The sequence below is a fragment of the Candidatus Nitrospira bockiana genome, assembly GCF_965152565.1.
Genome location: NZ_OZ224215.1, coordinates 1,518,497 through 1,545,380 on the forward strand (window position 1 = coordinate 1,518,497; position 26,884 = coordinate 1,545,380).

Genomic DNA, 26,884 nt, shown 5'->3' on the forward strand with positions numbered 1-26,884 from the left:
GGCTCCTCCTTTGGGATTGCGACGAGGCGTCAGACGCCTGTGGAGTCGGTGCTCCAAGATCCGGGCATCGTCGTGGTCAGGGGCTCGGCGCAGGTGATGAAGAAGAGGTCGTATCATGAAAGGTCTTGAGGCGCACGCCTCCTCGAATCCACCGGTGAATCAGCAGACGTTCCCGCCGCCGAGCCGCCTCCATCACCTGCCGGCCCACGAAGTGCTCCTCCTGCTCGAAACCGACCGGGAGCGGGGGCTGACGTCGGAGGAGGCCGCCGCGCGATTGCAGCGCTTTGGGGCGAACGTCCTCCCTCGGCTCAAACGTCGGGGGCCGCTCCTGCGCTTCCTGCTCCAGTTCCACCATCCGCTGATCTATGTGCTCGTGGCCGCCACGGCGATCACCGCGATGCTGGGCGAGTGGGTCGATGCCGGGGTGATCGCCGCCGTGGTCGTGATCAATGCCCTCGTGGGGTTCATCCAGGAGTCGAAAGCCGAGCGGGCCCTGGAAGCGCTGGCCGCGATGATGACGACCGAGGTGACCGTGCGGCGGGACGGACGGAAGCGCCGCATCCCCTCGTCGGACGTGGTGCCCGGAGATCTCGTCCTGCTCCAATCGGGGGACAAGGTGCCCGCCGATCTCCGCCTCGTCTCGGTCCGCGAGTTGCGCGTGGACGAGTCGGCGCTGACCGGAGAATCGGTGCCCGTGGAGAAAGAGGACCGGGTCCTGCCTCCGGACACGATCGTGGCGGATCGTCGGAACATGGCGTTCTCGGGGACCTTCGTCACGTACGGGGTCGGGGCCGGCGTCACGGTGGGCACCGGCGCGAGCACCGAGCTCGGCCGCATTCACCAACTCGTCGGAGAAGCCGCCGAGATCGCCACGCCGTTGACGAAGAAGCTGGCCTACTTCAGCAAGATTCTCACCGTGGCGATTCTCGGCCTCGCCGCGGTCACCTTTGCAATCGGGATGTGGCAGGGGCGGCCGGTGACGGAGATCTTCATGGCGGCCGTCGCGTTGGCCGTCGGCGCGATCCCCGAAGGGCTCCCGGCCGCCGTCACGATCACGCTCGCGATCGGGGTCAGCCGTATGGCGCAGCGGCATGCGATCATCCGGAAGCTCCCGGCGGTCGAGACGCTCGGGAGCACCACCGTGATCTGTACCGACAAGACCGGGACGTTGACCAAGAATCAGATGACCGTCCGCGCGGTGCTGGCGGGCGGCCGGCGCTTCGAGGTGCAGGGGAGCGGGTACGAGCCGGTCGGGGAGATCCATCTGAACGGCGCTGCCGTCGACGTGGACCAGGTACCTCCGTTGAAGGAATGCTTGCTGGCCGGGACGCTCTGCAACGACGCCCAGATCGTGGAGAAGGACGGCCGATGGGACGTCGTGGGCGATCCGACCGAGGGCGCGCTGCTCGTGGCGGCCCGCAAGGCCGGGATCGATCACGGCGAACTGCTGAACGTGTGCCCGCGCGTCGACGCGATCCCGTTCGAGTCCGAACGGCAATACATGGCGACCTTGCACGGGGGCGCGGCCGACGGCCGGGCGGTGATCTATGTCAAGGGCGCCGTCGAGAAAGTGGTGGCCTTGTGTGCCCGGGAGCTCGCGCTCGACGGCACGGAGCGGCCCATCGGGGCGGCGGCGATCCTCGATCAGGCGTCGGCGCTGGCGGGAGAGGGGCTTCGCGTGTTGGCGTTCGCCCGAAACGGCGCGACCTCTTCCCTGAGGCTCGTCGAGGAGGAGATGCGGGCGGGCGGACTGGCGTTTCTAGGGCTCCAGGCGATGATGGATCCGCCGCGGCCGGAAGCGATCGCGGCGGTCCATGCATGCCAGACGGCCGGGATCGCGGTCAAGATGATCACCGGCGACCATGCGGCCACGGCCCGGGCGATTGCCGAACAGATCGGCCTCGACGGCTCGACCGGCGGAGGGGCCGGAGGCCCGAACGTGATGACGGGCGTCGAGCTGGCGGCCTGCCCTGCAGGGGAGCTGCCCGACGCGGCGAGCCGGACGGCGGTCTTTGCGCGGGTCTCCCCGGAGCAAAAGCTGCGATTGGTCGAAGCGCTGCAGGCGCGCGAACAGATCGTGGCGATGACCGGCGACGGCGTCAACGACGCCCCGGCCCTGAAACAGGCGGACATCGGCGTGGCGATGGGGCGCGACGGCACCGAGGTCGCCAAAGAAGCGGCGGACATGGTGTTGACCGACGACAACTTCGCCTCGATCGAAGCGGCGGTGGAAGAGGGCCGCGGAGTCTTCGACAACCTCACGAAGTTCATCGTCTGGACGCTTCCGACCAATATGGGGGAGGGGCTGGTCCTCTTGGCGGCGATCGGCGCCGGGATGGCCCTGCCGATCCTGCCGGTGCAGATCCTGTGGATCAATATGACGACCGCGGTCGCCTTGGGCATGACGCTGGCCTTCGAGCCGAAGGAGCCGGGCATCATGCACCGGCCGCCCCGGGACCCGGGCCAGCCGTTGTTGACCGGCGCCCTGGGCGAGCGCATCGTGCTGGTCTCCCTGCTCATGCTCACGGGGGCGTTCGGTGTCTTTCTCTGGGAGCAGGAACGGACGGGTGCCATCCAAGAAGCCCGAACGGCGGCGGTGAACCTGTTCGTGATGGTCGAGCTCTTCTATCTGTTCAATTGCCGGTCCCTGACGCATACGATGTTCCACGTCGGGGTCTTCTCCAATCCATGGGCCGTCTGGGGGGCCGGGGCCATGGTGGCGCTCGAGCTCGCCTTCACCTACCTCCCGGCCATGAACCGCTGGTTCCACACCGCCCCGATCGATGCGACCGCCTGGCTGCCCATTCTCGCCGTCTCGGTCCTGGTCTATGCCGTCGTCGGCATCGAAAAGTGGATCAGGCGGCGGTTGGCGGCGAGGCAAGGGCGGGGAAGGGGGACCCATCGCAAGAGGAGAGCCGAATGAAGGTCTTGTTGGCCGTCGATCAGTCGCCCCATTCCAGGGCCGCCGCCCGTTTTCTTCAGCGGGTTCCGCTTCCCGCCGGATCGGTCGTCCACTGCCTTCATGTCGTGGAGCTCCTGCATGTGCCGGCCCGATGGCTGTCCGCCCGCGCGGAGCAAGACCTCGCGCGGCTGCGCGCCGAGGCCACGCGGCAAGCGGAGCGCTTCGTCGCCGGCACCGCGGCCGGCTTCTCAGGCCGGACCAAGGCTTCCGTCTCGGTCACCGAGGGATTCCCGGGGGGAGAAATCCTCGAGGCGATCGACCGGCTGAAGATCGACCTTGCGGTGGTGGGGACCCGCGGGCTGTCGGCGCTCCAGCGGTTCGTGCTCGGCAGCGTCGCCGAGGAAGTCGTCAACTACGCCGCCTCCTCCGTGTTGATCGTGCGGGAGCGGCCTCGCCGGCCGCCCGCGGCCGGCTTGCGCGTCGTCGTCGCCGTCGATGAGTCCCGCGGCGCGGCGGCGGCGCTTCGGTTTCTCCGGCGGCTCGACGTGCCGTCCTCCTCGCGCATCACGCTCGTGCAGGTCGTCGGCACGCCGGACTTGCAGTTGTCCCCCGAGCGCAGCGATCTGCGCCGGGTCGTCCACGAGGTCGTCCAGGCCGGCCGGACGCGGGCGCAACGGCTGTTGGAAGGACTCCGGCGGCGGATGGCGCGTTCGGGACTGCACGTGGACAGCGTCATCATGGAGGGACGGGCGGCTGAAGGCGTCGTCCGAGCGGCGAAGCACTGTCGCGCGGACCTCATCGTCATCGGCTCCCGGGGCCTGGTCGGGGTCACGCGCATCATCCTGGGCAGTGTGTCGAGCAAGGTCGTGCGGGCCGCGCCTTGCTCGGTCTTGGTCGTGAGAGAGCGGGCGGGACGCTAGCTCGGTCCCGTTCCGCACCGCCGTACGGAGCCCGGTATAGCGGGAGGTCCATCGGAGGCAGAGGGTGCGCATGGCGTGGTGGCGTATCATCCGGGGGGCGGTACACAAGTTCTTTGCGGACCATGGACTCTTTCTCGCCGCCGGGCTCGCCTTCTACCTCTTGCTCTACTGTTTTCCGCTCGTGCTGATCGTCATCTCGCTGCTGGGCTATGCCGTCGCCGCGGAAGAGGCCCTGTCGATTCTCCAGGTGGTACTCTCGGGGCTCCTGCCCTCGAACAGCCGACAGCAAGTCTCCGATGCCCTGGCCGTCATCGTCGCGAACAGGGACCTCCTCGGGGTCACCGGGTTGGTGATCCTGCTCATCTTCAGCACGGCCGTGTTCAGCGCGGTGCGGGTCGTCCTCAATCTGGTCTTCGGCGCGCGGCAGTCGCGGCCGATGTGGCATGGGGTGGGCATCGACGTGCTGATGATGTTTGCCGTCGTGACCCTCGTCATGGCCGCGGCGGGGATCGTGTGGACCTTGTCCTTGGTGCACGCGCTCCTGGAGCGTCTTCCCGGCGGCAGCCTGATCCTGCAGCCCGGCTGGCTGCCCGGCCGGGCTGCCGGGCTCGTGGTCGCCTTCGTCCTCTGCTACGTGCTGTACCGCTTTTCCCCCTCGGAGACCTTGGCGCCGCGTGCGCTGCTGATTGCCTCCGGCACGGGAGCGGTGCTCTTCGAAGTGTCCAAATCGCTCTTTGGCTGGTATCTGGGGGTCGCGGAAGGCTACGCGGCGATCTACGGCGCGCTCGGCGGCGTCCTCTTCTTCTGCCTCTGGCTCTACTACGCGTGCGTGGTCTTCATCTTTGGAGCCGCGCTCGGGTGGGCCTATCAGCAACACGACCGCCTGTCCGGGTTGGAAGGGGCAGGTACAGGTTAAGGGTCAGGCTAAGGCTAAGGGCGCTTCCGAAGTCCGAACCTGCGATCAATGAGGTGCTCGCCTACATCCGGACGTTGGGTCGCTGAGCCGGCCTTCGCCGCGCGTCGGTTCCAGATTCCCGGCAGGATCGTGTGAATGGCGGCGCCGAGACTCCGAGGCGGTCATGAGCAGGACAAGCGGGCGGTAGGAAGGGAAGGGAGGAGGTGACGGCATGATCGAATACCCGTGCGACGACGAGACATCGCCCCAGTGTCGGGAACAGGCGGCCTCGTATCGAAGGGCCGATCAGGATCTGGACTTCCTGGCGAGGCCCGAGCTTCGGCCCGTTCGAATGCAACTGGAGCTCCTCAAGCCCGAGCTGATCCAGCAGGAAGCGGGGATCCGCTCCACGATCGTGGTCTTCGGGAGCGCACGGCTGCTGGAAGCCTCGGCCGCCCGTGAACGGCTTGCGCTGGCCGAGGCGGCCTTGACCGAGCGTCCCGGCGATCCGCACGCCGAACGCGCCGTCCGGCTCGCGAGACGGCAACTGACGATGGCCTCGTTTTACGACGAAGCCCGTGAATTCGGCCGCCTCGTCTCGTCCGCATGCCGGGAAAACGGCCAGACCGAGTGCGTCGTGGTGACGGGGGGAGGACCCGGCATCATGGAGGCGGCCAATCGCGGAGCGGTGGACGGCGGAGGGCGATCCATCGGACTCAACATCGCCCTTCCCTATGAGCAGGAGCCCAATCCGTACATCACGCCGGGCCTGTGCTTTCAGTTCCGCTATTTTGCGCTGCGCAAGCTGCATTTCTTGCTGCGAGCCCGGGCGCTCGTCGTCTTCCCCGGCGGATTCGGGACCCTGGACGAGCTGTTCGAAGTGCTCACCCTCCTTCAGACCGGAAAGGCGGTCGACATCGTCGTCGTGCTCGTCGGGCAGGCGTTCTGGAAGCGGCTCATCGATTGGTCCCTCCTCGTCGAGGAGGGATTCATCAACGAGCAGGATCTGCACCTCTTTCACTTTGCCGAGACCGCGGCGGAAGCGTGGGACATCATTTCAACCATGCGGGGCGCGGTGACGGCCGTGGAGCGACCGCCGGGCCCCACGGCATAGTGTCCGGGTTCCCCCGATACCGCAGGCGGGCGCACGCTGCTAAGTAAGAATTGCAACCGCTCGCGGAGGCGCGGGGCGGCGCCGGTGGTATGCCGCTCGGCGGCGATCCGGCGCCGCGCGCCGTTCATGAAGATCGACGTGGAGAACCGGGTCTCCATACCGTTTGCTCCGCTCCAACGGACCGACGGCTATCTGCCGCTCGAGGACTACGGCCTCATCGGCGACGGGGCGACCGCCGCCCTGGTCGGCCGCGACGGTGTGATCACGTGGATGTGCGTGCCGCGGTTCGATTCGCCGCCGCTGTTCTGCGGCCTGCTGGATGCCGGGCGCGGCGGCGTCTTTTCCATGACCGTCGACGGGCTCGTCGAAGCCCGCCAATACTACGAAGGAGAAAGCGCGGTGCTCGTCACGGAGCTCCGGAGCCGCACCGGCTTGGTTCGGCTCAAAGACGCGCTGACCCTCCGGTCGGGCGCCGATCTCACCGAAGACGTTCCCGCGGCCAGGCGAGAGCTCCTCCGGTCGGCCACCGTCGTCGACGGCCATGTCCGCTTGCACATCGAGCTCGCTCCTCGGGGCGGCGTGGAGACAGAACGACGGAGCTGGGGGCTCACGCTCCATTGTCCCGGACATCCGCAGCTCGACCTGCGTCTCTCGGCGAACGTGCCGCTCACGGGGCCGCGCACGCGGCTGGCGTTGAAGGCCGGGGATCACGTGGACCTGCTGCTTCGTTGGGGGGGCGGCCACGGTCCGCACGAGCCGCTGAGCCCCGACGAGCTGCTGTGGGCGACGCTCGATGCGTGGTACCGCTGGACGGCCCGGATCGAGTATGAGGGGCCTCAGGCCGCGCTCGTGCGCCGCTCCGCCATTACCCTCAAGCTGCTCGATCACTTCGAGAACGGCGCCATCGTAGCGGCCCCGACCTCTTCCCTCCCCGAGGCGCTGGGCGGCCCTCGCAACTGGGATTACCGCTATGCGTGGATCCGGGACGCCGCCTTCTCCGTCTACGCGCTCCATCGGATCGGCCTCCAGCAGGAAGCGTCCGGATTCCTCGCCTGGGTCTTGGATGCCATCGAGCGTGACGGCCGTCCCCGGGTGCTCTACACGCTCGACGGCAAGGCCCCGGACCCCGAGCAGGAGGACCCCGGGCTCGAAGGCTATCGCCGGTCGCGGCCGGTCCGTTGGGGGAATGCGGCGGCCGAGCAGCGCCAGCACGACGTGTACGGCGAGATCCTGGACTGCGCCTATCAATGGGCCCGGCACTATGGGCAGATCGACGACGTGCTCTGGTCGCGGCTGCGGAAGCTCATCGACGCGGCGGATCGGGAATGGCGCACGCCGGATCATGGAATTTGGGAGGTGCGCACGAGCGGTCGGCCGTTTACGTACTCGGCCGCCTTGTGCCAGGTGGCGCTGGACCGGGGCGCGCGATTGGCCGAGCAATTCGGGCTGCCCGGCCCGTCCCCGAGCTGGCGGGCCGCCGCGTACCGGATTCAGGCGGCGATCCTCGAGGAAGCATGGGACCCGGGGCTCCAGTCGATCACCGAGCATTTGGGCGGCGGCGCACTGGATGCGAGTCTCCTCGCGCTCCCTCTTCGCCGGGTGCTCCCCGCGGATCATCCGCGGATGGTCGCGACGACCGCCGCGGTGTCGCGCCGCTTGGGCGCCGGTCAGGGATTGCTGTACCGGTACCTTCCCGACGACTCTCCGGACGGTCTCCCCGGACACGAAGGCGCGTTCCTGCTGTGCAGCTTTTGGTTGGTGGACAATCTCGCGCTCCAAGGCCGGCTGGAAGAGGCGTTCGACCTGTATGACTCGCTGTGCCGCCGCGCCGGCCGTTTGGGCCTCCTTCCCGAGCAGATCGATCCCCCGACCGGCGCCTTCTTGGGCAACTATCCGCAGGCGTTCAGTCACATCGGGGTCATCTCGAGCGGAGTGAATTTGGCGCGGAGGCTCGCCGCCGTGCGGCGGGGCGAAAGCCGACCCTCCCAGGTCGTCCCAGGACCGTGAGTGCGGCCGGGGATTCTCCAAACGGAAACCCGAACAACGAGAGGTCAGCATGGACATCCTCGCCATCATCGGCCTGCTGGCGTTGATCATCGGCGTCCTGGGGGTCGTCGTCCTGTTGAAAGGGAAAAAGAAGAAGACGGGCCGATCGTCCTGATCCGTGAGAAGAGCACAAGGAGCGCCTCTTTCGTTCGCTCGAGCCCGCCGTCCACTCGAGCGCGCCGTCCGCCCGGAGCGATCTGTCCTCTTCATCCGGACCAAGTGTCCATCCGAAGACAAGCTGCCCGCCCCTGGGTCGCAGTGTGAGGCGTGGCGGCGGCTATGCGATTGACGATAGGCCGTTGCGGAGATCCGCCTGAACAGGTCTGGGGCTTGCAGCAAGGAGGGAGAGCAAGCGGAAGACGTATGGAGCGGATGGTCACGCGAACCGAGCAAGGCGAGCCGACCGGCCGGAACGGATCGGCGTCGGTCAATGTGAGCGATGCCGAACGGATGGCCTCCGGGATCGCCGGAGCGGCGCTGGCGGCATTCGGGATCCGGCGAGGCGGGGTTCCCGGGTTGGCGATGGCGGCGCTCGGCGGCGCGCTGCTGTATCGCAGCGTCACCGGCCACAGCCGCGTCTACAAGGTGATGGGGTTGCGCGTGGTGCGCACCACCTCCGGCCGTCAGCGCATCGAGGTCGTCCGGACGATGACGATCAATCGGCCGGCCGACGAGCTCTACCGTTTCTGGCGCCGATTCGACACGCTGCCCCAGGTCATGACGCACCTGGAATCCGTCCACGTCCTCGATGAGAAGCGGTCCCACTGGGTGGCTCGTGCACCGGGCGGCGGGACCGTGGAATGGGATGCGGAGATCGTGAACGAAAAGGAGAACGCCCTGCTCGCCTGGCAGTCGTGTGAAGGGTCGGACGTCGCCCATTGGGGCGTGATCCGATTTACTCAGGCTCCGGGTGGGCGGGGGACCGAGGTGACCATCGAGCTCGAATACGAGCCGGTCGGCTCGACCCTGGGGTCGGCCCTGGCCAAGTTGTTCGGCGAAGAGCCGAGCCAGCAGATCCAGGAAGATCTGCGGCGGTTCAAACAGCTCATGGAGACGGGGGAGGTCCCGACGACCAAAGGGCAGCCCCGCGGTCCCCGGAGGTAACGATCGATGCCACGGCCTAGCCGTTCGTCTGTTTCCGAACGCTCCCTAAATCTGAGCCTTAACCTCAACCTCAACCTGCTCCCGAACGGTGCGCCATGAGAGCCGCGTGCTGGTACGGAACGAGAGACGTCCGCGTCGAGCACGTCGAGGATCCGAAGATCCTGAATCCTCACGACGCGATCATCAAAACGACCCTGACGGCGATTTGCGGGTCGGACCTCCACCTGTACGACGGCTATAACCCGACGATGCAGGCCGGAGACATCCTGGGGCATGAATTCATGGGCGAGGTCGTCGACGTCGGGAGGGACGTGACGTCGCTCAGGCCTGGCGACCGTGTCGTCGTGCCGTTTGCGATCGCGTGCGGGAAGTGTTTCTACTGTACGCGCCTGTTGTGGTCGCTTTGCGACAACACGAATCCGAACGCCTGGATGGCCGAAGGGCTGTACGAGGACAGCACGGCCGGTCTCTTCGGCTATTCGCACCTCTTCGGCGGGTATGCCGGCGGGCAGGCGGAGTACGTGCGGGTGCCGTTTGCCGACGTGGGGGCGCTGAAGGTCCCGGGCGAGCTGTCGGACGAGCAGGTGCTCTTCCTCTCCGATATCTTTCCGACCGGCTATATGGCGGCCGAGAACTGCGGGATCCAGCCGGGCGACACGATCGCCGTCTGGGGGTGCGGGCCGGTGGGGCAGTTCGCGATTCGAAGCGCGCTCCTGCTGGGCGCCTCGCGCGTGATCGCGATCGACCGGTTCCCGGAACGGCTGGCGATGGCCAAGCGCGACGGCGGCGTCGACGTGCTGAACTATGAAGAGGTGGACGACCTCGTCGAGACGTTGCGGGAGATGACGGGCGGCCGCGGCCCGGACGCCTGCATCGACGCCGTTGGGATGGAGGCCCACGGGACGACGCTTGCCGCCTGGTATGATCGGGTGAAGCAGAGCATGTACCTGGAAACGGATCGACCGATCGCGCTCCGTGAGGCGATCCAAGCCTGCCGGAAAGGCGGGACCGTGTCCATTCCCGGGGTCTACAGCGGGGTCATCGACAAGGTGCCGATCGGGGCGGCCTTCACCAAGGGACTCACGTTCAAGATGGGGCAGACGCATGTGCACCGCTACATGCGGCCGCTGCTCGATCATATCCTGCGGCGGGCCATCGATCCGTCGTTCGTGATCACCCACCGGATTCCCTTGGAAGAAGCCCCGCGTGCCTATCGACTGTTTCAAGAGAAACAAGACGGCTGCATCAAGGTGGTGCTCACATCATGAGGCCGCAGGCGCCACCGCGTCGAACGACCGTGGGCGCTCGAGCACGGGTGCCGCCGGCCAGGAGGCAACATGGCCCGGAAGAAGAACACGAAGCAGAACGAGGACAAGGACGTCCGTGATGCGAACGAGGTGATCCGCGACTATTACGAAGGCGATGCCTCCGTCGAGGCCGAGGCGAACGAAGAGGTGAAGGGAGAATTTCAGGAGGCGCAGCGCGTCCGTGGCGCCGAGACGCGGCGCGGAGCGCCGGCGGACTATGAACCGGGCGCGACGGAGGTGTCCGGCGGAGACCTCGACGCGCGGTGGGACCGGGAGGACATCGGGGACGAAACCGTCGGCGGGTCCCATGCGCTTCCGGACCAGGACGTCGTCGAGAAATTGGGAGAGGCGGTGGGCCTGACCTTTCAGGACACCGAACCGCTCGGCGCCGGCCGAAAACTCGAGGAGCGCGATACGAACCGCTGGGAGTTGAATCCGGCTTCTTCCGAAGATTATCAAGAGCGCCGCCAGTTCGAGGCGAGCGGGGAGCCTCCCGAGCAGGCCTCGGGGGGAGAATCGGGAACGGAACGAAAAGCCGGCTAGGAGTGCGGGACAAGGTCCATGCAGGCGAACAGAGCCGAGACAGCGGGGAGGCGTGAGGCGGAGCGCCGCGTGGTGGCCGGGCTCTTTCGGGATCTCGACACCGCGGGGGAGAGCGTCAAGGCGCTCAAGGCGGCCGGGTTCACCGAAGGGCAGATCGGCCTCGCCATGCACCGGCCCCAAGAGCCGGAGCCGACCGCCGAGACCGGGACGCGAGCCGCAGAAGAAGCGGCCAGGGGCGCCGTCGGGGGCGGCGTCCTCGGCGGGCTCACGGGGCTCTTGGTCGCCGTGGGCGTCGTGGCCGTTCCCGGATTGGGCCCGCTGCTGGCGGGAGGGGCGCTCGCCGGGGCCTTGGGAATCACCGGGGCGTCGGTCGTAACGGGAGCCGGGGTCGGTGCGGCCGCCGGGGGGCTTGCGGGAAGTCTGGTCGGCATGAACATCCCCGATGCCGACGCGCAGCAATTGGAAGCCGGCGTGCGTGCGGGACGAGTGCTGGTGACCGTGACGGTCGAGACCGGCGAGCGAGCGGCGGCGGCGCGAAGGCTCTTGGAGCGACACGGGGCCGACACCGCGGTGGGGGGCGGGGCCGAGCCGGCTGCGCACACGCTGATCTAATCGAAGAGCAACTTGACTCCGTCGATGGTGGCATGCCGTTCCAATCATTTGTCGCGTCCGTCGACCACGTCCGGAACCTGACGCACGACGTCAGAGAGATCTCGTTCGGTCTCCTCGAGCCCAAGGAGATCCGGTTCAAAGCCGGGCAGTTCATTTCATTCGAGCTCGAGTCCCCGAGGACGGGGCGGAGCGTCATTCGACCCTATTCGATCGCCTCGCCGCCGCAGCAGGTCGACCGCGTGACCATCGTGCTGAATCGCATTCCGGGCGGGGTCGGGTCGACCTATCTCTTCAGCCTGCGCCCGGGTGATCGGGTCACGTTTCAAGGGCCGGCCGGGTCGTTTTATCTGCATGACCGCACCCGCGACTGCGTATTCGTCGCGACGGGGACCGGAATCGCCCCGATCCGCTCCATGCTCTGGGACCTGTTCGAGTCGGGTTACTCGGCGGAGGCCACGCTGTATTGGGGGCTGCGGAGCCAACGCGACCTCTACTATCAAGAGGACTTCGGCGCACTGATGAGGGCGCATCGAAACTTCCGGATGCAGGTGGCGTTGTCCCGGCCTCAGCCCGCAGGGCCGGGCGTGGCTGGATGGGACGGGTACCACGGACGGGTGACCGAGCTCGTCGACAAGACGATCACGTCGGTTCGGAACCTCGCGGTCTATCTGTGCGGGAATCATGCGATGATCAAGGAGATCACCGCCTCGATCCACAAGAAGGGGCTGTGCCCGGTCTACCGGGAGATCTACTACGACGATCCGTCGCCCCAGGCCCCGGATTATTGACCGGTGGAGCACCATGCGTCTCAAACGCCTGTTGATCCCGACCGATTTTTCAACCCCGGCCGAAGCGGCGTCCCAGTTCGGGCTCCGTGTGGCGGAATACTGCCGCGCCGAGGTGCTGTTCCTCCACGTGGTCGAATTCGAGCCCGGCCTCTATCCCTATCCTCTGCTCAACGATTTGGCCCTGCAACAGATCCGGGAACAGGTCGGGGCGGCGCTGGGCGGCATGGTGGCGGCGGCGGAGGGGCGCGGCATTCCAGCGACCGGACGGCACGAGCAGGGGATCGCGAGCGAGCGCATCATCGAGACGGCGACCGTCTGGGATGCCGACCTGATCGTCGTCGGCACACGCGGCCGCACCGGGCTCGACCACGTTCTCTTGGGCAGTACGGCGGAGCGGGTGGTCAAGGGGGCACCCTGCCCGGTGGTGACCGTACGCGGGGATCGGGACACCTCGTCGATCCAGCGGATCCTGGTTCCCCTCGATCTGTCCGATTGCTCGCTCGAGGCCTTGGAGTACGCCGCGCAGACTGCACGCGAATTCAAGGCGGCCCTACGCATGCTGCACGTGCCGGATTGGGCGTCGATCAGACTCAACTTCAGCCCGGCCGAGCTCGCCGACCATGAGCGCGTCCGGGGCGAGATCGAGACGCGCTTGGGCGGGTTCGTCCAAGCCTTCGGCCGTGAGGGCATCCCGGCGAGCTTCACCTTGCGGAACGGTCCGCCGCCGGATGCCATCTTGGAAGAGGCGGGCGAGTCCCGGAGCGACCTGATCGTCATGGGGACCCATGGCCGGCGCGGGGTCTCACGACTCCTCTTCGGGAGCGTTACCGAGGCGGTGCTTCGGCGGTCCTCCGTGCCGGTGCTGACGCTCCGGAGCGCGAGATTCGCCGGACGCGAACGGCGCCTCGTGCCGCAGGCGGCCGGCGGCCGGTAGCGGTCGGAGGCGGGCCGCCGTGCGACCCGCTCGCCGGCGAGCCGGTCTGGAGCGGATACCCCGTTGCACGCGGGGCTGATAGAGGCCATGACTCGACTGGGGAAGAATGATGGACTCAACGAGGAGGTGGTCCATGCATGAAGGGAAGCGAACGCTCACACAAGACTGGAAGGACTGTATCGCCGAGTGCTTTCGGTGCGCCCAGATCTGCGAGGAGTGCAGCGACGACATGATCGGCATGGAACACAAAGGCGATACGCAACTCATGGAACGGTGCATCCGGTTGTGCCGGGAATGCGCCGACATCTGTGTGATGTCCGCGCAGTGGATGAGCCGGGTCTCTCCGTTGGCGGAACGGATCTGCACCCTCTGCGCGGAGGTCTGCGACCAATGCGCGCAAGCGTGCGAGCAGCACGCGAGCCATCACGCGCTCTGCGGACCGTGCGCCCAGGAGTGCCGGCGGTGCGCCGATCTGTGCCGCCGCATGAGCCGAGCCGGGGCGAAAGCAGCATAGGGAAGTGCTGAGTGACGAGCATACAGGGAAGTGATGAGTGATGAATGATGAGTGCTGAGTGGAGGACGGGGAAGGAGAAGGGAAGTGATGAGGGCATACAGGGAAGTGATGAGTGATGAATGATGAGTGCTGAGTGGAGGACGGGGAAGGAGAAGGGAAGTGATGAGGGCATACAGGGAAGTGATGAGTGATGAATGATGAGTGGAGGACAGGGAAAGAGAAGCTTCCGTGGCTCTTCAACTCATCACTCATCACTCTGCACTCATCACTTCTTTGGGGGGCCTCAACTCATCACTCAGCACTCATCACTTCTTCGAGGGGTGAATCATGATCCGAAGCATGGCGTGGCTGACGGGTGCGGGACTGGGGGCGGGCCTCATGTATCTGTTCGATCCGGATGGCGGCCGCCGCCGGCGGGCTCTCCTGCGCGACCAGGCGGCCAAATCGCGGCGGATGGTCCGCGACTCGGCCCAGGCCACGGCGCGCGATGCGGCCAACCGGGCCAGAGGGCTCATGTATTCCTTCCGAGGCTTCCTCGCGGGGGAATCCGTGCCGGATTCCGTGCTGGCGGAGCGCGTGCGGGCCAAGCTCGGGATGCTCGTCCGGCACCCGCGCGCGATCACGGTCGAGGTGGATCGAGGCCGGGTCGCGCTGAGCGGGCCGGTCTTGGCGGACGAGCTCGACCATCTGCTCAAGATCGTCGCGCGGGTCCCGGGCGTCGTCCGGGTCGACAATCAGCTCGACGTGCACGAGCAAGCGGACGGCGTTCCGGAGCTCCAGGGCGGACCGGTCGAGCCGCGTCGCGGCGAACGCTTCGAGCTCATGCAGCGCCATTGGTCGCCGACGGCCCGGCTCCTCGCCGGGACCGGCGGCGCGGCCTTGGCGGCCTATGGGCTCGGTCGGCGCTCGCCGGCCTGGATTGGCTTGTCGGCGTTGGGGGTGGCTCTCCTCGTCCGCAGCGTGAGCAACGAAGAGTGGCGCGGTCTGATCGGGCTCGGCGCCGAATGGAACGACGAGAAGGCCCGCAGGACGGGGCGCCCCCGCCGGCTCGATCGCGAGGAGCGAGAACGCCCGGGCCGCCGGCTGAAGGACATCATGACGGCCGAGGTCGAGGTCATCCATCCCGACGCCTCCATCGAGGCGGCGGCTGAAAAGATGAAAGCACTCGACGTCGGCGTCATCCCCGTCTGTGACGGGGAGCGACTCGTCGGGATCGTCACCGATCGGGACCTCGTCGTCCGAGCGATCGCCGAACACCGTGATCCCAAGCACGTGACGGTGCGGGAGGTCATGTCCGACGAGGTCATCTACGGACGCGAAGACGACCTCGTCGAGGAGGCGGCGCTGCTCATGGTGGAAAAGCGCATCCGGCGCCTGCCCGTTCTCGACCGTGAGCAGCGGCTGGTCGGGATCGTCTCGCTCGGCGACCTCGCCGTGCATACGACCGATACCCAGCTGAGCGGAGAGGTCCTCGAATACGTCTCCCAGCCGGCGATGCCGAGGAGAAGAAATAAAGAAGAAGTAAGTAAGTAATTTACTCAATTCCTTACTTCCTCAATTACTTCCCCAAATTACTTCCCGGGGGTGTGCCATGAAAGCGGTGGTCTTTTACGGCGTCGGCGACATCCGAGTCAGCGATGAGCCGGAGCCTCGTCTCCAGCAGCGGACGGATGCGATCGTCCGGCTGACGGCGAGCGCGATCTGTGGGACGGACCTGCACATGATTCGGGGAACGATGCCGGGCATGGAGCCCGGGACGATCCTCGGGCACGAGGGAGTGGGCGTCATTGAGGAGCTGGGGCCCGACGTGCGAAACCTGCGCGTCGGCGATCGGGTGGTCATTCCCTCGACGATCGCGTGCGGGTCCTGCGTCTACTGCCGCGCGGGTTATCAGGCGCAATGCGACCAAGCCAATCCTCATGGGCCCCGTGCGGGGACCGCGTTCTACGGCGGCCCCAAGCAGACGGGACCGTTTCAAGGCCTTCAGGCCGAGAAGGCGCGCATTCCGTATGCCAATGCGAGCTTGGTGAAGCTGCCCGACGATGTGAGCGACGACCAAGCGATCGTGCTGTCCGATATCTTCCCGACGGGCTACTTCGGGGCCGATCTCGCGGAGATTCGACCGGACGACACCGTGGCCGTGTTCGGCTGCGGCCCGGTGGGCCAGTTCGCGATCGCCAGCGCCCAGCTCCACGGCGCCGGGCGCGTCCTGGCCGTGGACACGATCCCTTCTCGACTGGAGATGGCGCGGGCGCAGGGTGCCGAGGTGATCGACTTCCAGGCGGAGGACCCGGTGCAAGCGATCCTCCGGCTGACCGGGGGGATCGGCGTCGATCGGGCGATCGACGCCGTAGGCGTGGATGCGACCCTGCCGCACCGGGGCCCGGCGGCCGAGCAGCTCGAAGGCCGGCGGGAGCAGTTCGAAGAGGAGCTGAAACAGATCGCGCCGGCGACCAATCCCCAGGGCGATAACTGGCACCCGGGTGATGCCCCCTCCCTGGCGTTGGACTGGGCGGTCGAGGCGTTGGCCAAGGCCGGGACGCTCGCGATCATCGGCGTCTATCCCCAGAGCGCGTCCGCGTTCCCGATCGGGGCGGCCATGAACAAGAACTTGACGCTGAAAATGGGGAACTGCAACCACCGCCGGTACATCCCCCGTCTGCTCGAGCTCGTGCAGAGCGGGATCGTGGATCCGGCGGAGATCCTCACGCAGGAGGAGCCGCTGACGTCCGCGATCGAGGCCTACAAGGCGTTCGATACCCGGCGGCCGGGCTGGATCAAGGTCAAGCTCGACCCCGAGCGGGTGCATGCGAAGGCGTCATGACGGCGAGCCGAGGCGCCGGGGCCCAAAAAGGAAAGGTGGAGCGATGCGATTGAGTGCCTGGTTCGTGGCGGTGCTGCTGACGGCGGGCATGACGACGGCGGGGTTGGCCGACGACCCAAGGCCCAGCCCGGGGCCCACGGATCCGACACCGAAGCCGAGCGACCCCTTTCCGGGGCCCAAACCGGAGCCGTTGCCCATGCCGCTGCCGCCACCGCCGACGCCGTTGCCGCCGAGCTAGCGACGGGGTGGGCTGATCGAGGATCATGGAGCGCGCTCGATCGAGTGAGCGTGACGGGATGGAGCCGACGTACAGCGAGATGGTGCGGATCGGGTGGGCAATCTGGTGGCGTGCGGTGGGAAGCTTTCTCCTGCTGCTGTTCGTGATCAACCTGGTGTTGCTCCTCCTGGTGCCCGAGCTCGTCCGGGCCGGACCTTCGGTGTGGGCCTCGGTGGTTCCGATCGCCGTCAGCACCGTGGTGTCCGTGTTCCTGATCATGCCCTTCGTGGTCCGTGCGCTGCTCGGGAAATCATTTCGGGGCGGCCGCCTGCACGTGGCCTTCCGCGAGGAGCACGGCGCGCCGCACGAGCGAGTCCCGCGACCGTCGGGGACCGAGGGGCGGGGATAGTGGACAGCATCTTTCGCGACCGGGTCGACGCAGGCCGGCGGCTCAGCGAGCATCTCAGACACTACCAGGGGCGGGGCGATCTCGTCGTCTTGGCGCTGCCCCGCGGCGGCGTCCCGGTCGGCTATCAGGTCGCGCAGGCGTTGCAGGCGCCGTTGGACGTTATGGTGGTGCGCAAGCTCGGGGTGCCCGGCCATGAAGAGCTCGCGATGGGGGCGATCGCGTCGGGAGGGGTGCGGGTCGTCAACGAGGAGGTCCTGCACATGCTCGGCGCCCCCGACGCGCTCGTCGACCGGGTCGCCGCCCAGGAAGAGGTGGAATTGGCCCGGCGCGAACGCGCGTATCGCGGCGATCGGCCGCCCGTCCAGGTCGAAGGTCGGGTCGTCATCCTCATCGACGACGGGCTGGCGACGGGGGCGACGATGCGTGCCGCGGTGTCGGCGCTCAAACGACGGGGGCCGGCCCGGATCGTCGTCGCAGTGCCGGTGGGAGCGGAAGAGGCGTGCCACGAGCTGCGGGCCGAAGCCGATGAAGTGGTCTGCGCCGCGACCCCGTCGCCCTTCTTCGGCGTCGGCGCCTGGTACGAGGACTTTGCTCAGACCACGGATGACGAAGTGCGCGAGCTGCTCGAACGAGCCGCAGCGGCAGGGAGAACCGAGCGGGAATGAAGTAAGTGAGTATGGCCCCAATCACAAGCTCCGGTCTCGATACGGTCCGAGAGGCCGCCTTTCCCATCGTCGGCTCAGGGGCGGATTACGACCCGCTCGTCCAGTGGATCGGCGACGCCCGGTTCGTCCTCATCGGCGAGGCCTCCCATGGGACGGCCGAATTCTATCGGGAGCGGGCGCGCATCACGAAACGCTTGATCCGCGACCATGGGGTTACGGCGGTGGCGGTGGAGGCCGACTGGCCGGATGCCTACCGGGTGAACCGCTACGTGCTCGGGCGGAGCCGGGACCGGTCGGCCCGCGAAGCGCTCGAGGACTTCAGGCGGTTTCCCACCTGGATGTGGCGCAACCGGGAGGTCCTCGAGTTCATCACCTGGCTGCGTGAGCACAACGACAGCTTGCCTGCGCGCGCGGTCAAGACCGGCTTCTATGGCCTGGACCTCTACAGTCTGCATGCGTCTATGGCGGCGGTGCTCGACTATCTCCATCGGATGGACCCGGAGGCGGCCGCCCGCGCCCGGTCTCGCTACGCCTGCTTCGACCACTTCGGCGAGGATACCCAGCGCTACGGCTATGCGGCAGGGTTCGGCCTGAGCCGGTCGTGTGAAGAAGAGGTGATCGGAGAACTCCGCGACCTGCGGCGTCGAGCGGAGGCCTACCTCCAGCGGGACGGGTTCGTGGCGGAGGACGAGTACTTCTATGCCGAGCAGAACGCGCGGCTCGTCAAGAACGCCGAGCGCTATTACCGGACGATGTTCCAGGGGCGCGTCTCCTCGTGGAACCTCCGCGATCAGCACATGGCGGAGACGCTCGATGCGCTGGTGGCGCATCTGGGCCGCCGCCACGCGGAGCCCAAGGTGGTGGTCTGGGAGCACAACTCCCACCTGGGCGACGCGCGGGCGACGCAGATGGGCGAGGCCGGGGAGCTCAACGTGGGCCAACTGGTGCGTGAGCGTTACGGCCGGCAGGCCCGGTTGATCGGCTTGACGACGTACACGGGGACGGTCACCGCCGCCTCCGATTGGGACGCGCCGATGGAGCGCAAGCAGGTGCGGCCGGCCTTGCCCGAGAGTTATGAAAGCCTGTTCCATCAAGTCGGCATCCGGACCTTCCTGGTCTCGACCGGAGACCCTCGCCTCGAAGGGGTGCTCCGGGAGCGCCGGCTGGAGCGGGCGATCGGCGTGGTCTATCTGCCGGAGTCGGAACGGGTCAGCCACTATTTCTACGCGACGCTCCCCGACCAGTTCGATGCCGTCCTGCATGTCGACGAGACCCATGCCGTCGAGCCGTTGGATCGCCCGGCCGGATGGGAAGGCGGGGAGGTCCCCGAAACCTACCCCACGGGGATTTGACGTCGGAGGAGGACGCATGCCCATTCCAGAAAAAGGACACGTGTACACCCGGCACCCCGTGGACGCCCCCTCCTCGACCCAGGAGCGCACTATCCAGATCCTGCTCGAAGAGGCCGAGCTGACCGGCGATCTCGCCGTCCCCGATCGCGCCCGGGGCGTGGTTCTGTTCGCCCACGGCAGCGGGAGCAGCCGGTTGAGCCCGCGCAATCGGTTCGTCGCGAGGGCGCTGCAAGCGGCGGGACTGGCGACCCTGCTCGTCGATCTGCTGACCGAGGCGGAAGAGCGGGTCGATGCGCAGACGATGGAGCACCGCTTCGATATTGGTTTGCTGGCCCGCCGGCTGATCGGCTTGACCGACTGGTGCGCGATGCGGTCCGATATCGGCGACCTGCCGCGCGGCTACTTCGGCGCCAGCACGGGCAGTGCGGCGGCGTTGATCGCGGCCGCGGAGCGGCCCGACCAGGTGCAGGCGGTCGTCTCGCGCGGCGGCCGACCGGACCTGGCCAAGGCCGCGCTTCCGGCCGTGAAAGCGCCCACGCTCCTGATCGTGGGCGGAGAGGACGAGCCGGTGATCGAGTTGAACCGCGCCGCGTTCAGCGTGCTGACGGCGGAGAAACGCCTCGAGATCGTTCCCGGCGCCACCCATCTGTTCGAAGAACCCGGCGCATTGGACGCGGTGGCCCGGCTGGCTGCCGAATGGTTCAGCCGCCATCTGAGCGGAAGGTGAGGCATGTCGGCCAAAGGCGAGACACGAGCCACGCGTCCCGCTGCCGGATCGTCGATCCGCGAGCGTGAGGTGCAACAGACCCCTGACGGGCGGCGGAGTCGGGAGCTGCTGGAAGAGCTCCAGGACGAGGCCGCCACCGCCAATGAACGGGTCGACGATCCGCAGGAGAAGCGCCGCGTCGTGCCGAGCAAGCCCTGCTGATCGCTCACCCGGCGCGGGAGCGTCGCAAGCCGGCGCGCTTCGGGGCGGCCGACCGGCGTTGGAGCACGCGGGCAATGGCCTGAGGGAGGGGGGCGCTCTCGATCTGTTCCAGGGTGAGCGGGAGGGCCAGCGACCAATTCGGGTAGGAGCCGGCGGCGCCGGGCATGTTGGGGCGCGTCGTGACCGCGCAGGCGTCCTCCAACGAGGCCATCACGACCGCGGAAGGCGCCTGAGCGAGCCCCTCGTAGGTCTTCGCGATCACCTGCTCGGCCTGCGCGCCCGGCGGCAGTCGCGTCGTCTCCGCCAAGACGGCCTTCAGCTTCTCCTGATTCGATTCGTCGACCTTGAGCCCGAGGCGCCGCTGCGTCTCCACATCGGCCCCGGTCCACACCCCGGCGATCGTCGGCAGATCGTGCGTCGAGACCGCCGCCAAGGCCTTCACCGGGTACTGTGAAGGCGGGGTCTCTTCGAACCACAAGAGGCGGTACGACAGGATGTCGTGGGCGCTCAGTTCTTCCCGGACTCCTTCCTCGACCGTGCCGAGGTCTTCCCCGACGACGATCGCCCGGGCGCGCTGGCTTTCCAACGCGACGATCGCGAGCAGGTCCTTTGCCGGGTAACGGACGTACGCCCCCTCCCCGGGCGGGTGGCCCGCGGGGATCCACCACAAGCGGAAGAGTCCCATGACATGGTCGATCCGGAGTCCGCCGCCGTGGCGCAGGATGGCCCGGATCGTGTGGATGAACGGCTCGTACCGGGCCGACTGGAGCTTGTGCGGGACGAATGGCGGGAGCCCCCAATCCTGCCCGTCCACGCTGAAGAGGTCGGGCGGAGCACCCACGCTCATTTCCATGGCGAGACAGTCCTGCCACTCCCAGGCATCGGCGCCCGCCGGTGAAAAGCCGACGGGCAGGTCGTGCATGATCCGCACCGGCGCCGCGGCGTCTTGCAACTGCCCGTCCGCCAACCACTGCAGCCACTCGTGGAACTCCACGCGATCCGCATGGTCGCGGGCGAAGGCCTGAACCGCGGGTGAGTCGGGACGGCGGTACTCGGCCGGCCACCGGCGCCAATCAGCCCCAAGGTGCTCGGCCAGGACGCAGAACGCCGCAAAGCGCCGGAGCGCGTCCCCTTGCGCCGTGCGATAGCGATCGAAGTGGTCGTCCCCGTGGAACCGCGTCCAGAGCGCCTCGAGCGCCTCCTGCTTGAGACGGAAAACGCGGTCGCGGTCGAGACGGCGCTCCGCGTTCAGGGCTCGTCCGGTCTCGCCCCATCGCCGGAGGTCCGGACCCAGCGTGGAGGGGCCCGGGACGTCTTCGATGCGGAGGTAGAGCGGATTCAGATATCGGCGACTGGACGGTGAGTACGGACTGGCCTCCTGGGGGGTCGCCGGAAGCACCGCCTGCAAGGGATTGATCATGACGAGGCCGGCGCCGGCCCGGCTCGCCCACCGGGCGAGCCGGGCGAGATCCCCGAGGTCGCCGAGACCCCAGCTCGATTCGCTCCTGGTCGCGTAGACCTGTGCGGACCAGCCCCAGATGCGAAGGTCGGGAGGAAGAAAGCACCGCGCCGGGCTGACGATGATGCGGACCGTCCGCCCGTCCGTCGAAGTCAGGTCGTGGTAGCCGATCGGCAGATCGCCGGGAAGCCGGCCGCTCACCCGCATCGCGCTCCCGTCCTCCAGCGCGAGGTCCGCCGCCGCGGGGACGGCGAGCCTGTCGCCCTGCCTGAGGACGACGACCGGCCTGTCGAACAGGGACCGTGCGGGTGGAGGCGGCGTGCCGATGGCCCGGCGGATCGTCCTGCGCACGGAGGCGGGAACCTGCTTGACCGCCCCGTGCGCGTCTTCAAAGCGATCGTCGATGCCCCACCGATCGGTCACCGCGCGGCACCTCCACGGTCCCGTTGAAGACTGAGACGGCTGGACGCCGTCTTCGGCCGGGGTCGTCGAGGCGGCCGGCCCGGCATGGCGCTTCGGTCATCCCCCCGGGGCCGTTTCGGTCCGCTCCCCCGCCGGCTGCTGGGCGTCGTGCGGGACGATCCCACTCTCGATGACGCTCTTCATCCGCATCAGGTCCTCGTCGAGCAACGTCTTCGCGTCCTCTCCGAGCAGCGTGGCGAGGCCGTGTCCCACGGCGCCCGCGGGCGGATTGTAGGTCATGCGGAGGTGGATCGTCGTCGTCCCGTCCTGGTTCTCCGTGAACTTCACGATGCCGGCATGCTGAACGGTGGAGCCGGGCTCGGTCTTCCATGCCAACTCCCGGTTCGGCACGAACCGCGTGAGGACCGCTTCCCACGTGAGGGGCACTCCGCCGGGGCCTTCCAGCCGCCAGCGCGAGCGGCCTTCACCCGTCTTCCGGACCTCCTGCACGCGACTCATGAAGTGCGGGAAGTTGTCGTAGCTCGCCCAAAAATTGAAGACCTGGTCGACCGGGGCGGCGACCCGGATCGTCTTCACGACGTCGATCGCCCGGCGTCCCGAGGCGATCCCCACGAGCCGTTTCATCTCCAGGTTCGTGAGCGCGCGTCCGACGAGCGCAAGCCCGACCAAGGCGAGCGCGGTGCCTGGAAGGTCACGACGCGCGCCGCCGTACCAGGCGAGGGCGGCGCCCGTGGCCCCGGCCGCCGCGCGTGCACTCGGCGACCAGTTGGTCTGGAGCCATTCGATCTGCCGGCCTTGCGGTCGCCGGGGCGGCTCGCCCTGTAAGCCGGGGACGTTCCCCGGTTGCTCGTGCACCTCGAGGCGGTTCTCCACCTCCCGAACGCCGCGGACGTTCCGGACCTGGCTCACCAGCCGGTCCACCTCGTCGGCGAGCACCGGCCCGCTCAGGATCACCCGGCCCTGATCCGCGCACACCTCGATCGAGCCCGGGTGCCGGACGAGAAAGCCGAGCTGCGACCGGACCCGTTCGACCAGCGTCGCATCGCTCACGTCTTCCCTGTGCCAGACCGACTGGACACGGGCCGTCACGCCGGTCGCCCGGTTGCGCACGTCGCGCCACGTCGTATCGAGGGCTTCGCCGGTCACGTTGGCGGCGCGGCTGAGCTTGTCCCGTACCAGCGCACGCCGGCGGTTGCCCCCTTCCGGATCCAGGATGTACATCAAGCCGGCGCCGATCCCGGCGCCGCTCAGCAGTAGCATGACTCTGTTCATGGTGCCCTCTCGTGTCGTGGTTGACCGCCGACTCTTTCACACCTACCCAGATCGGGGGAGTGCGCCTAGCGGCGCGAGCGGCACCGGGATGTAGGGTGGCGGCGTACAACGGGCGTGCGGCGAATGCCTTACCATTCGATGACCGCGGTGACGGGCAGGTGATCCGACGCCCGTCTGGCGAGCCCCGAGCGGTGGACCTTCAGCCGGACGAGCGTGCCCGGTGGCCTGATCCAGATACGGTCGAGGGCAAAGATCGGGAAGGAGGACGGAAACGAGGCGGGCGACGGCGAATGGCCGAAGATGGCCTTGATCCACCGCAGCGGGCGGCCCCAGAGAAACCACTCGTTCAAGTCTCCCATGAGCACGCAATGTTTCGTACCGAAGCGCGCCAGCAGCCGCTGGACCTGCATCCGGCGCTCGGCCGGGTTCAAGCCGAGATGCGTGGCGATGAGCTGGAGGATTTCCGTGTCGCATTGGAGGTCGATGTCCAGCGCTCCCCTGGGCTCCCGGCCCGGCAGGCTGAGGTCGACGCGCCGGATCTCGCGCGCCGGGCAACGGGTCAACAAGGCGTTGCCGTAGTGTTCGGGGTCCTTGATGAGGGTCGGCCCGGCGATCGGCTGGAGCTTCGTTTCGGCGGCGAACCACTTCAACAATTCGAGCCCCCGGTGCTCCCGGGAATTCACCTCTTGGAGCGCAATCACATCGGCATCGAGCTCCCGGAGGACGCCGAGAACCCGGTCGGGGTCGTACCGCCCGTCCATGCCCTGGCACTGGTGGATGTTATAGGTGGCCAACGTCAGGCGCATCGTCCCGAGAAGCGATCCGGCCGCCGGACGGCGGGGATGCAGTACAAGGCCGGCGCCGCCGTCACGGCGCCTTGCCTCTCAGCCAGCGCCGCAACAGGACCGCGCCTCCGGCAAGCACCAGGACGATCACGGCCAGCAGCAGGAAGCTGCCCGGTCCCGGGTCCCGTACGGCCGCCGCCACTTGGTCCATGAAGATCGAGATGCCCAGCAGGCCGGGCAGCTCGCCGATCACGGTTCCGATGAGGAAGTCGCGAAAGCGGATGTGCGAGGCGCCGGCGACCAGGTTGACGATCGTGAACGGGGCGACCGGGATCACCCGCACCGCGACGACGGCCAGCACCCCCCGCTGGCCCAGGCGCTGGCTGAGCTTGTGGAGCCGGGACCCGGACAGTTTCTGAACGGTTTGTTGGCCGAGGAGATGACCGAGGCCGAACGTGAGCAGGGCGCTCAGCGTCATCCCCGCGAAGGCATAGGTGAAGCCCGCGAGCGGGCCGAAGGCGAGGACGCTCACGGCGATCAGGAACGTGACCGGGACGACGGCCAGGCCGCCGACGACGAACCCCCCGATCGCGACGATCGGGGCGATGCGGCTGTCCTGGAAGGTCGACACGTACTCCACCATCTTCGGGATGTCGAGCCACGCTCGAAGCGGGGTCCAATGCCAGGCCGCGGCGAGCCCGACGAGTGCCAGCAGCAGCGAGGCGCCGATGACGATCTGGCGGCGGGCGGGTTTGCGGTGGGGCGGCGGCACCATCTGATCGACGAGGATCTCGGGGTCGAGCGGCCGGTCGGGATCGATGAGGACCGCATCAGGGACCCAGGAGTCGACCTCGGGCGGAATCTGGCTGTCGAAGATGCGCAGGGACCGCCCGTCGCTCCTGAGCCGTTCGACGGCCTTCAGGAGCGAGCCCTCCCGGCGCACCGTCTCGCGCACGGTCTGCGGAGAGGTCCCCACATGCTCTCCCAACAATCGGCTTCGAAACTGCACGATCCCTTCCCGGACCCTCGGATCGCCCTGGGCTTCCACGGCGACGTCGCACTCCGTGTCGAACCCCATCGAGCGATTGCTCAGGTTGGCCGATCCGACCCGCACGAGGTCGTCATCGACGATGAGCACCTTGCTGTGCACGCTCATGCATTCACCGGAATACTCGGGGACGTGCGGATAGTACAGGCCGAGCCGATGAGACCGGTCGGCCGCGCGCAGGCGTTTCAAGAGGCGGCCCCGGAGGACATCCATCGTATGTTGCTCGAGCCACCCGTCGCTGTTGGGATGCAGGACGATCAGGATTTCCGGACCCTGCGGCTCCTGGAGCCTGGAGACGAGCGTGTCGACGATCGCCTGGGACGTCAGGTATTGCGTCTCGATGTAGACGTGGCGTCGGGCGGCCTGAAGGGCGTCGAGGTACAGGCGCTCGACCTCGCGGATCTCGGGACGGTCGAGATAGCGCGGCTGCGTGCGCGCGATCGCCACGTCGACGTCGTGGAGATCAGGGCGGTACGCCTCCGGCCAGCAGCGGCCGAGCGGCATCGGCGGCAGCGACGCGATGTGCCGTCCCGTCGCCGCCCGCCATCGCTCGCGGACCAACGTGCCGAGCGCGCCGGCGACGGGCCCCTCCAGCATGACCATGACGTCGTGGAAGGGGCGGCAGGGCTTGCCGTCGGGAAAGACGCGCAATGGATGATGCGGGCGATGCTCGGAGGTGTCCCAGCGGCACTGCGCCAGGTCGAATCCGCCGACGAAGGCGAGTTGGTCGTCGACGACCACGACTTTCTGATGGTGCGACGCGCCGGGCGGGTGCGTGCCGTCCATCTTGAAGTGCAGCCGGCGGTCGGGGCCGATCTTCGACAGCGGCCACCACTCACGCTCGAACGCATAGATCATGTGATAGTCCCAAGGCAGGACGTAGACGTGGAGATCCCGCCGGCGCCGGAGCAGGGCTTTCAAGAAGTCGCCGAGGACCGTGGGGAGGCCCTCCGCCTGAGTGTCCTCACACAGCCGGACGCGGGTATCGAAGTCCCAGCCGAGGATCATGATGGCCCGCTCGGCCTTCGCCGCGGCGCGCCGGAAGGCGGTGAAGTACTGCTCGCCGTCGATCAAGAAAGCCACGCGGGCCGCGCGCTCGATACGCCAACAGTTGCGCCCGGGTTCGAGCAGCCGGCGCGTGTCGATTGGACAAGGATGAATCAAACGGACCTCTTGCGTGCGAGGCGCCCGAGCATGGCGGGGCTCGCTGACCGGGGACCGGGCGGGCTCCCACGTGGCTCTATCGTAAAGGTTGACCCGGGATCTGAATCAGTGCCGATAGCAGAAGGGCGGCTGTCGGAGGGAGGATGACAGAAGAGAGCGCTGAGTGATGAGTGCTGAACGAGAAGAGAGCGATGAGTGATGAATGATGAGTGATGAATGGAGGATGGAGAGCTCGGAACGGAGAAACGGAAACGAATGCTGAAAGCTGATGGCTGAAGGCTGATCGCTGAATGATGAATAATATGATGAATGGGGGAGGAAGAGAGCGCGGAGCGATGAAGGAGGGGGGAAGAGAGTGATGAGTGATGAGTGATGAATGATGAGTGATGAATGGAGGATGGAAGAGAACGCGGAGTGATGAATGGGAAGAAGAAGAGAGCGCGGAGCGATGAGCGGGAAACGGGAAGCGGAAAGCGGGAAGCGGAAAGCGGAAAGCGGAAAGCGGAAAGCGGAAAGCGAATGCTGATCGCTGAATGCTGAACAGAGCAATGGACGACGGAACGGGCGCTCGCATGAACGGCATGCAGACGGCGGAACGGGCTAATCAACTCGAGCCGTCCTTTTCAAGCTCAGCGCTCAGTGCTCATCGCTCCGCGCTC

At 67.5% G+C, this 26,884-nt stretch carries 24 protein-coding genes; 20 read left to right on the forward strand and 4 right to left on the reverse strand.

Annotation, left to right across the window (positions count from 1 at the left end):
* The first annotated feature begins 115 nt into the window (after positions 1 to 115).
* From ACWHYV_RS07560 to ACWHYV_RS07655, 20 genes are all read left to right on the forward strand, one after another.
* Positions 116 to 2,923, forward strand: coding sequence for a cation-transporting P-type ATPase (locus tag ACWHYV_RS07560; RefSeq protein WP_447980038.1), 2,808 nt, complete (start codon positions 116 to 118; stop codon positions 2,921 to 2,923).
* Positions 2,920 to 3,822 (forward strand): universal stress protein, encoded by a 903-nt coding sequence (locus tag ACWHYV_RS07565; protein ID WP_447980039.1) that lies wholly within the window; start codon positions 2,920 to 2,922, stop codon positions 3,820 to 3,822. Before ACWHYV_RS07560 ends, ACWHYV_RS07565 begins: the two co-directional genes overlap by 4 nt.
* Positions 3,823 to 3,892: 70 nt before the next feature.
* Positions 3,893 to 4,738: a YihY/virulence factor BrkB family protein gene (locus ACWHYV_RS07570; RefSeq protein ID WP_447980040.1), complete on the forward strand. Its 846-nt coding sequence runs from the start codon at positions 3,893 to 3,895 to the stop codon at positions 4,736 to 4,738.
* Between the two features lie 211 nt (positions 4,739 to 4,949).
* The gene (locus ACWHYV_RS07575) at positions 4,950 to 5,831 is read left to right on the forward strand and encodes an LOG family protein (protein WP_447980041.1); all 882 of its coding nucleotides are present in this window, start codon (positions 4,950 to 4,952) and stop codon (positions 5,829 to 5,831) included.
* A gap of 126 nt (positions 5,832 to 5,957) precedes the next feature.
* Positions 5,958 to 7,838, forward strand: a complete 1,881-nt coding sequence (locus ACWHYV_RS07580) for a glycoside hydrolase family 15 protein (protein ID WP_447980042.1) — start codon at positions 5,958 to 5,960, stop codon at positions 7,836 to 7,838.
* A gap of 402 nt (positions 7,839 to 8,240) precedes the next feature.
* Positions 8,241 to 8,981, forward strand: a complete 741-nt coding sequence (locus tag ACWHYV_RS07585) for an SRPBCC family protein (RefSeq protein ID WP_447980043.1) — start codon at positions 8,241 to 8,243, stop codon at positions 8,979 to 8,981.
* A gap of 95 nt (positions 8,982 to 9,076) precedes the next feature.
* The gene (locus tag ACWHYV_RS07590; protein WP_447980044.1) at positions 9,077 to 10,249 is read left to right on the forward strand and encodes a zinc-dependent alcohol dehydrogenase; all 1,173 of its coding nucleotides are present in this window, start codon (positions 9,077 to 9,079) and stop codon (positions 10,247 to 10,249) included.
* A gap of 69 nt (positions 10,250 to 10,318) precedes the next feature.
* The gene (locus ACWHYV_RS07595; protein WP_447980045.1) at positions 10,319 to 10,831 is read left to right on the forward strand and encodes a DUF6335 family protein; all 513 of its coding nucleotides are present in this window, start codon (positions 10,319 to 10,321) and stop codon (positions 10,829 to 10,831) included.
* A gap of 18 nt (positions 10,832 to 10,849) precedes the next feature.
* Positions 10,850 to 11,443 (forward strand): DUF3341 domain-containing protein, encoded by a 594-nt coding sequence (locus tag ACWHYV_RS07600; protein ID WP_447980046.1) that lies wholly within the window; start codon positions 10,850 to 10,852, stop codon positions 11,441 to 11,443.
* A gap of 32 nt (positions 11,444 to 11,475) precedes the next feature.
* Positions 11,476 to 12,231 (forward strand): FAD-binding oxidoreductase, encoded by a 756-nt coding sequence (locus ACWHYV_RS07605; RefSeq protein WP_447980047.1) that lies wholly within the window; start codon positions 11,476 to 11,478, stop codon positions 12,229 to 12,231.
* 13 nt (positions 12,232 to 12,244) lie between these two features.
* Positions 12,245 to 13,165, forward strand: coding sequence for a universal stress protein (locus tag ACWHYV_RS07610; RefSeq protein WP_447980048.1), 921 nt, complete (start codon positions 12,245 to 12,247; stop codon positions 13,163 to 13,165).
* Between the two features lie 133 nt (positions 13,166 to 13,298).
* Entirely contained in the window at positions 13,299 to 13,679 is a 381-nt protein-coding gene (locus tag ACWHYV_RS07615) for a four-helix bundle copper-binding protein (RefSeq protein WP_447980049.1), read from the forward strand.
* Between the two features lie 339 nt (positions 13,680 to 14,018).
* Positions 14,019 to 15,212 (forward strand): CBS domain-containing protein, encoded by a 1,194-nt coding sequence (locus tag ACWHYV_RS07620; protein ID WP_447980050.1) that lies wholly within the window; start codon positions 14,019 to 14,021, stop codon positions 15,210 to 15,212.
* Between the two features lie 58 nt (positions 15,213 to 15,270).
* The gene (locus tag ACWHYV_RS07625; RefSeq protein WP_447980051.1) at positions 15,271 to 16,503 is read left to right on the forward strand and encodes a zinc-dependent alcohol dehydrogenase; all 1,233 of its coding nucleotides are present in this window, start codon (positions 15,271 to 15,273) and stop codon (positions 16,501 to 16,503) included.
* Positions 16,504 to 16,546: 43 nt separating this feature from the next.
* Positions 16,547 to 16,741, forward strand: a complete 195-nt coding sequence (locus ACWHYV_RS07630; protein ID WP_447980052.1) for a hypothetical protein — start codon at positions 16,547 to 16,549, stop codon at positions 16,739 to 16,741.
* 25 nt (positions 16,742 to 16,766) lie between these two features.
* Complete coding sequence (locus ACWHYV_RS07635) at positions 16,767 to 17,129, forward strand: hypothetical protein (RefSeq protein ID WP_447980053.1); 363 nt, start codon at positions 16,767 to 16,769, stop codon at positions 17,127 to 17,129.
* Positions 17,129 to 17,794 (forward strand): phosphoribosyltransferase, encoded by a 666-nt coding sequence (locus tag ACWHYV_RS07640; protein ID WP_447980054.1) that lies wholly within the window; start codon positions 17,129 to 17,131, stop codon positions 17,792 to 17,794. The genes ACWHYV_RS07635 and ACWHYV_RS07640 overlap by 1 nt, the downstream gene beginning before the upstream one ends.
* Positions 17,795 to 17,805: 11 nt before the next feature.
* Positions 17,806 to 19,146 (forward strand): erythromycin esterase family protein, encoded by a 1,341-nt coding sequence (locus tag ACWHYV_RS07645; protein WP_447980055.1) that lies wholly within the window; start codon positions 17,806 to 17,808, stop codon positions 19,144 to 19,146.
* A gap of 16 nt (positions 19,147 to 19,162) precedes the next feature.
* Entirely contained in the window at positions 19,163 to 19,873 is a 711-nt protein-coding gene (locus tag ACWHYV_RS07650; protein ID WP_447980056.1) for a dienelactone hydrolase family protein, read from the forward strand.
* Between the two features lie 3 nt (positions 19,874 to 19,876).
* Positions 19,877 to 20,074 carry a hypothetical protein gene (locus tag ACWHYV_RS07655; RefSeq protein WP_447980057.1) on the forward strand — a complete coding sequence of 66 codons (198 nt, stop codon included), beginning with the start codon at positions 19,877 to 19,879 and terminating at the stop codon, positions 20,072 to 20,074.
* Positions 20,075 to 20,078: 4 nt separating this feature from the next.
* Here the strand turns inward: ACWHYV_RS07655 and malQ are convergent, their stop codons facing one another.
* From malQ to ACWHYV_RS07675, 4 genes are all read right to left on the reverse strand, one after another.
* Positions 20,079 to 21,956 carry a 4-alpha-glucanotransferase gene (gene malQ / locus ACWHYV_RS07660; RefSeq protein ID WP_447980058.1) on the reverse strand — a complete coding sequence of 626 codons (1,878 nt, stop codon included), beginning with the start codon at positions 21,954 to 21,956 and terminating at the stop codon, positions 20,079 to 20,081.
* Between the two features lie 96 nt (positions 21,957 to 22,052).
* Positions 22,053 to 23,228 carry an SRPBCC family protein gene (locus ACWHYV_RS07665; protein WP_447980059.1) on the reverse strand — a complete coding sequence of 392 codons (1,176 nt, stop codon included), beginning with the start codon at positions 23,226 to 23,228 and terminating at the stop codon, positions 22,053 to 22,055.
* A gap of 128 nt (positions 23,229 to 23,356) precedes the next feature.
* Positions 23,357 to 24,034 carry an endonuclease/exonuclease/phosphatase family protein gene (locus tag ACWHYV_RS07670; protein ID WP_447980060.1) on the reverse strand — a complete coding sequence of 226 codons (678 nt, stop codon included), beginning with the start codon at positions 24,032 to 24,034 and terminating at the stop codon, positions 23,357 to 23,359.
* 61 nt (positions 24,035 to 24,095) lie between these two features.
* Positions 24,096 to 26,225 carry a VTT domain-containing protein gene (locus ACWHYV_RS07675; RefSeq protein ID WP_447980061.1) on the reverse strand — a complete coding sequence of 710 codons (2,130 nt, stop codon included), beginning with the start codon at positions 26,223 to 26,225 and terminating at the stop codon, positions 24,096 to 24,098.
* Positions 26,226 to 26,884: the final 659 nt, after the last annotated feature.

Bases quoted from the DNA above. Each gene is read 5' to 3' on its own strand.
- ACWHYV_RS07560 (WP_447980038.1), top strand. From the start codon at position 116: ATGAAAGGTCTTGAGGCGCACGCCTCCTCGAATCCACCGGTGAATCAG.
- ACWHYV_RS07565 (WP_447980039.1), top strand. From the start codon at position 2,920: ATGAAGGTCTTGTTGGCCGTCGATCAGTCGCCCCATTCCAGGGCCGCC.
- ACWHYV_RS07570 (WP_447980040.1), top strand. From the start codon at position 3,893: ATGGCGTGGTGGCGTATCATCCGGGGGGCGGTACACAAGTTCTTTGCG.
- ACWHYV_RS07575 (WP_447980041.1), top strand. From the start codon at position 4,950: ATGATCGAATACCCGTGCGACGACGAGACATCGCCCCAGTGTCGGGAA.
- ACWHYV_RS07580 (WP_447980042.1), top strand. From the start codon at position 5,958: ATGAAGATCGACGTGGAGAACCGGGTCTCCATACCGTTTGCTCCGCTC.
- ACWHYV_RS07585 (WP_447980043.1), top strand. From the start codon at position 8,241: ATGGAGCGGATGGTCACGCGAACCGAGCAAGGCGAGCCGACCGGCCGG.
- ACWHYV_RS07590 (WP_447980044.1), top strand. From the start codon at position 9,077: ATGAGAGCCGCGTGCTGGTACGGAACGAGAGACGTCCGCGTCGAGCAC.
- ACWHYV_RS07595 (WP_447980045.1), top strand. From the start codon at position 10,319: ATGGCCCGGAAGAAGAACACGAAGCAGAACGAGGACAAGGACGTCCGT.
- ACWHYV_RS07600 (WP_447980046.1), top strand. From the start codon at position 10,850: ATGCAGGCGAACAGAGCCGAGACAGCGGGGAGGCGTGAGGCGGAGCGC.
- ACWHYV_RS07605 (WP_447980047.1), top strand. From the start codon at position 11,476: ATGCCGTTCCAATCATTTGTCGCGTCCGTCGACCACGTCCGGAACCTG.
- ACWHYV_RS07610 (WP_447980048.1), top strand. From the start codon at position 12,245: ATGCGTCTCAAACGCCTGTTGATCCCGACCGATTTTTCAACCCCGGCC.
- ACWHYV_RS07615 (WP_447980049.1), top strand. From the start codon at position 13,299: ATGCATGAAGGGAAGCGAACGCTCACACAAGACTGGAAGGACTGTATC.
- ACWHYV_RS07620 (WP_447980050.1), top strand. From the start codon at position 14,019: ATGGCGTGGCTGACGGGTGCGGGACTGGGGGCGGGCCTCATGTATCTG.
- ACWHYV_RS07625 (WP_447980051.1), top strand. From the start codon at position 15,271: ATGAAAGCGGTGGTCTTTTACGGCGTCGGCGACATCCGAGTCAGCGAT.
- ACWHYV_RS07630 (WP_447980052.1), top strand. From the start codon at position 16,547: ATGCGATTGAGTGCCTGGTTCGTGGCGGTGCTGCTGACGGCGGGCATG.
- ACWHYV_RS07635 (WP_447980053.1), top strand. From the start codon at position 16,767: ATGGAGCGCGCTCGATCGAGTGAGCGTGACGGGATGGAGCCGACGTAC.
- ACWHYV_RS07645 (WP_447980055.1), top strand. From the start codon at position 17,806: ATGGCCCCAATCACAAGCTCCGGTCTCGATACGGTCCGAGAGGCCGCC.
- ACWHYV_RS07650 (WP_447980056.1), top strand. From the start codon at position 19,163: ATGCCCATTCCAGAAAAAGGACACGTGTACACCCGGCACCCCGTGGAC.
- ACWHYV_RS07655 (WP_447980057.1), top strand. From the start codon at position 19,877: ATGTCGGCCAAAGGCGAGACACGAGCCACGCGTCCCGCTGCCGGATCG.
- ACWHYV_RS07665 (WP_447980059.1), bottom strand. From the start codon at position 23,228: ATGAACAGAGTCATGCTACTGCTGAGCGGCGCCGGGATCGGCGCCGGC.
- ACWHYV_RS07670 (WP_447980060.1), bottom strand. From the start codon at position 24,034: ATGCGCCTGACGTTGGCCACCTATAACATCCACCAGTGCCAGGGCATG.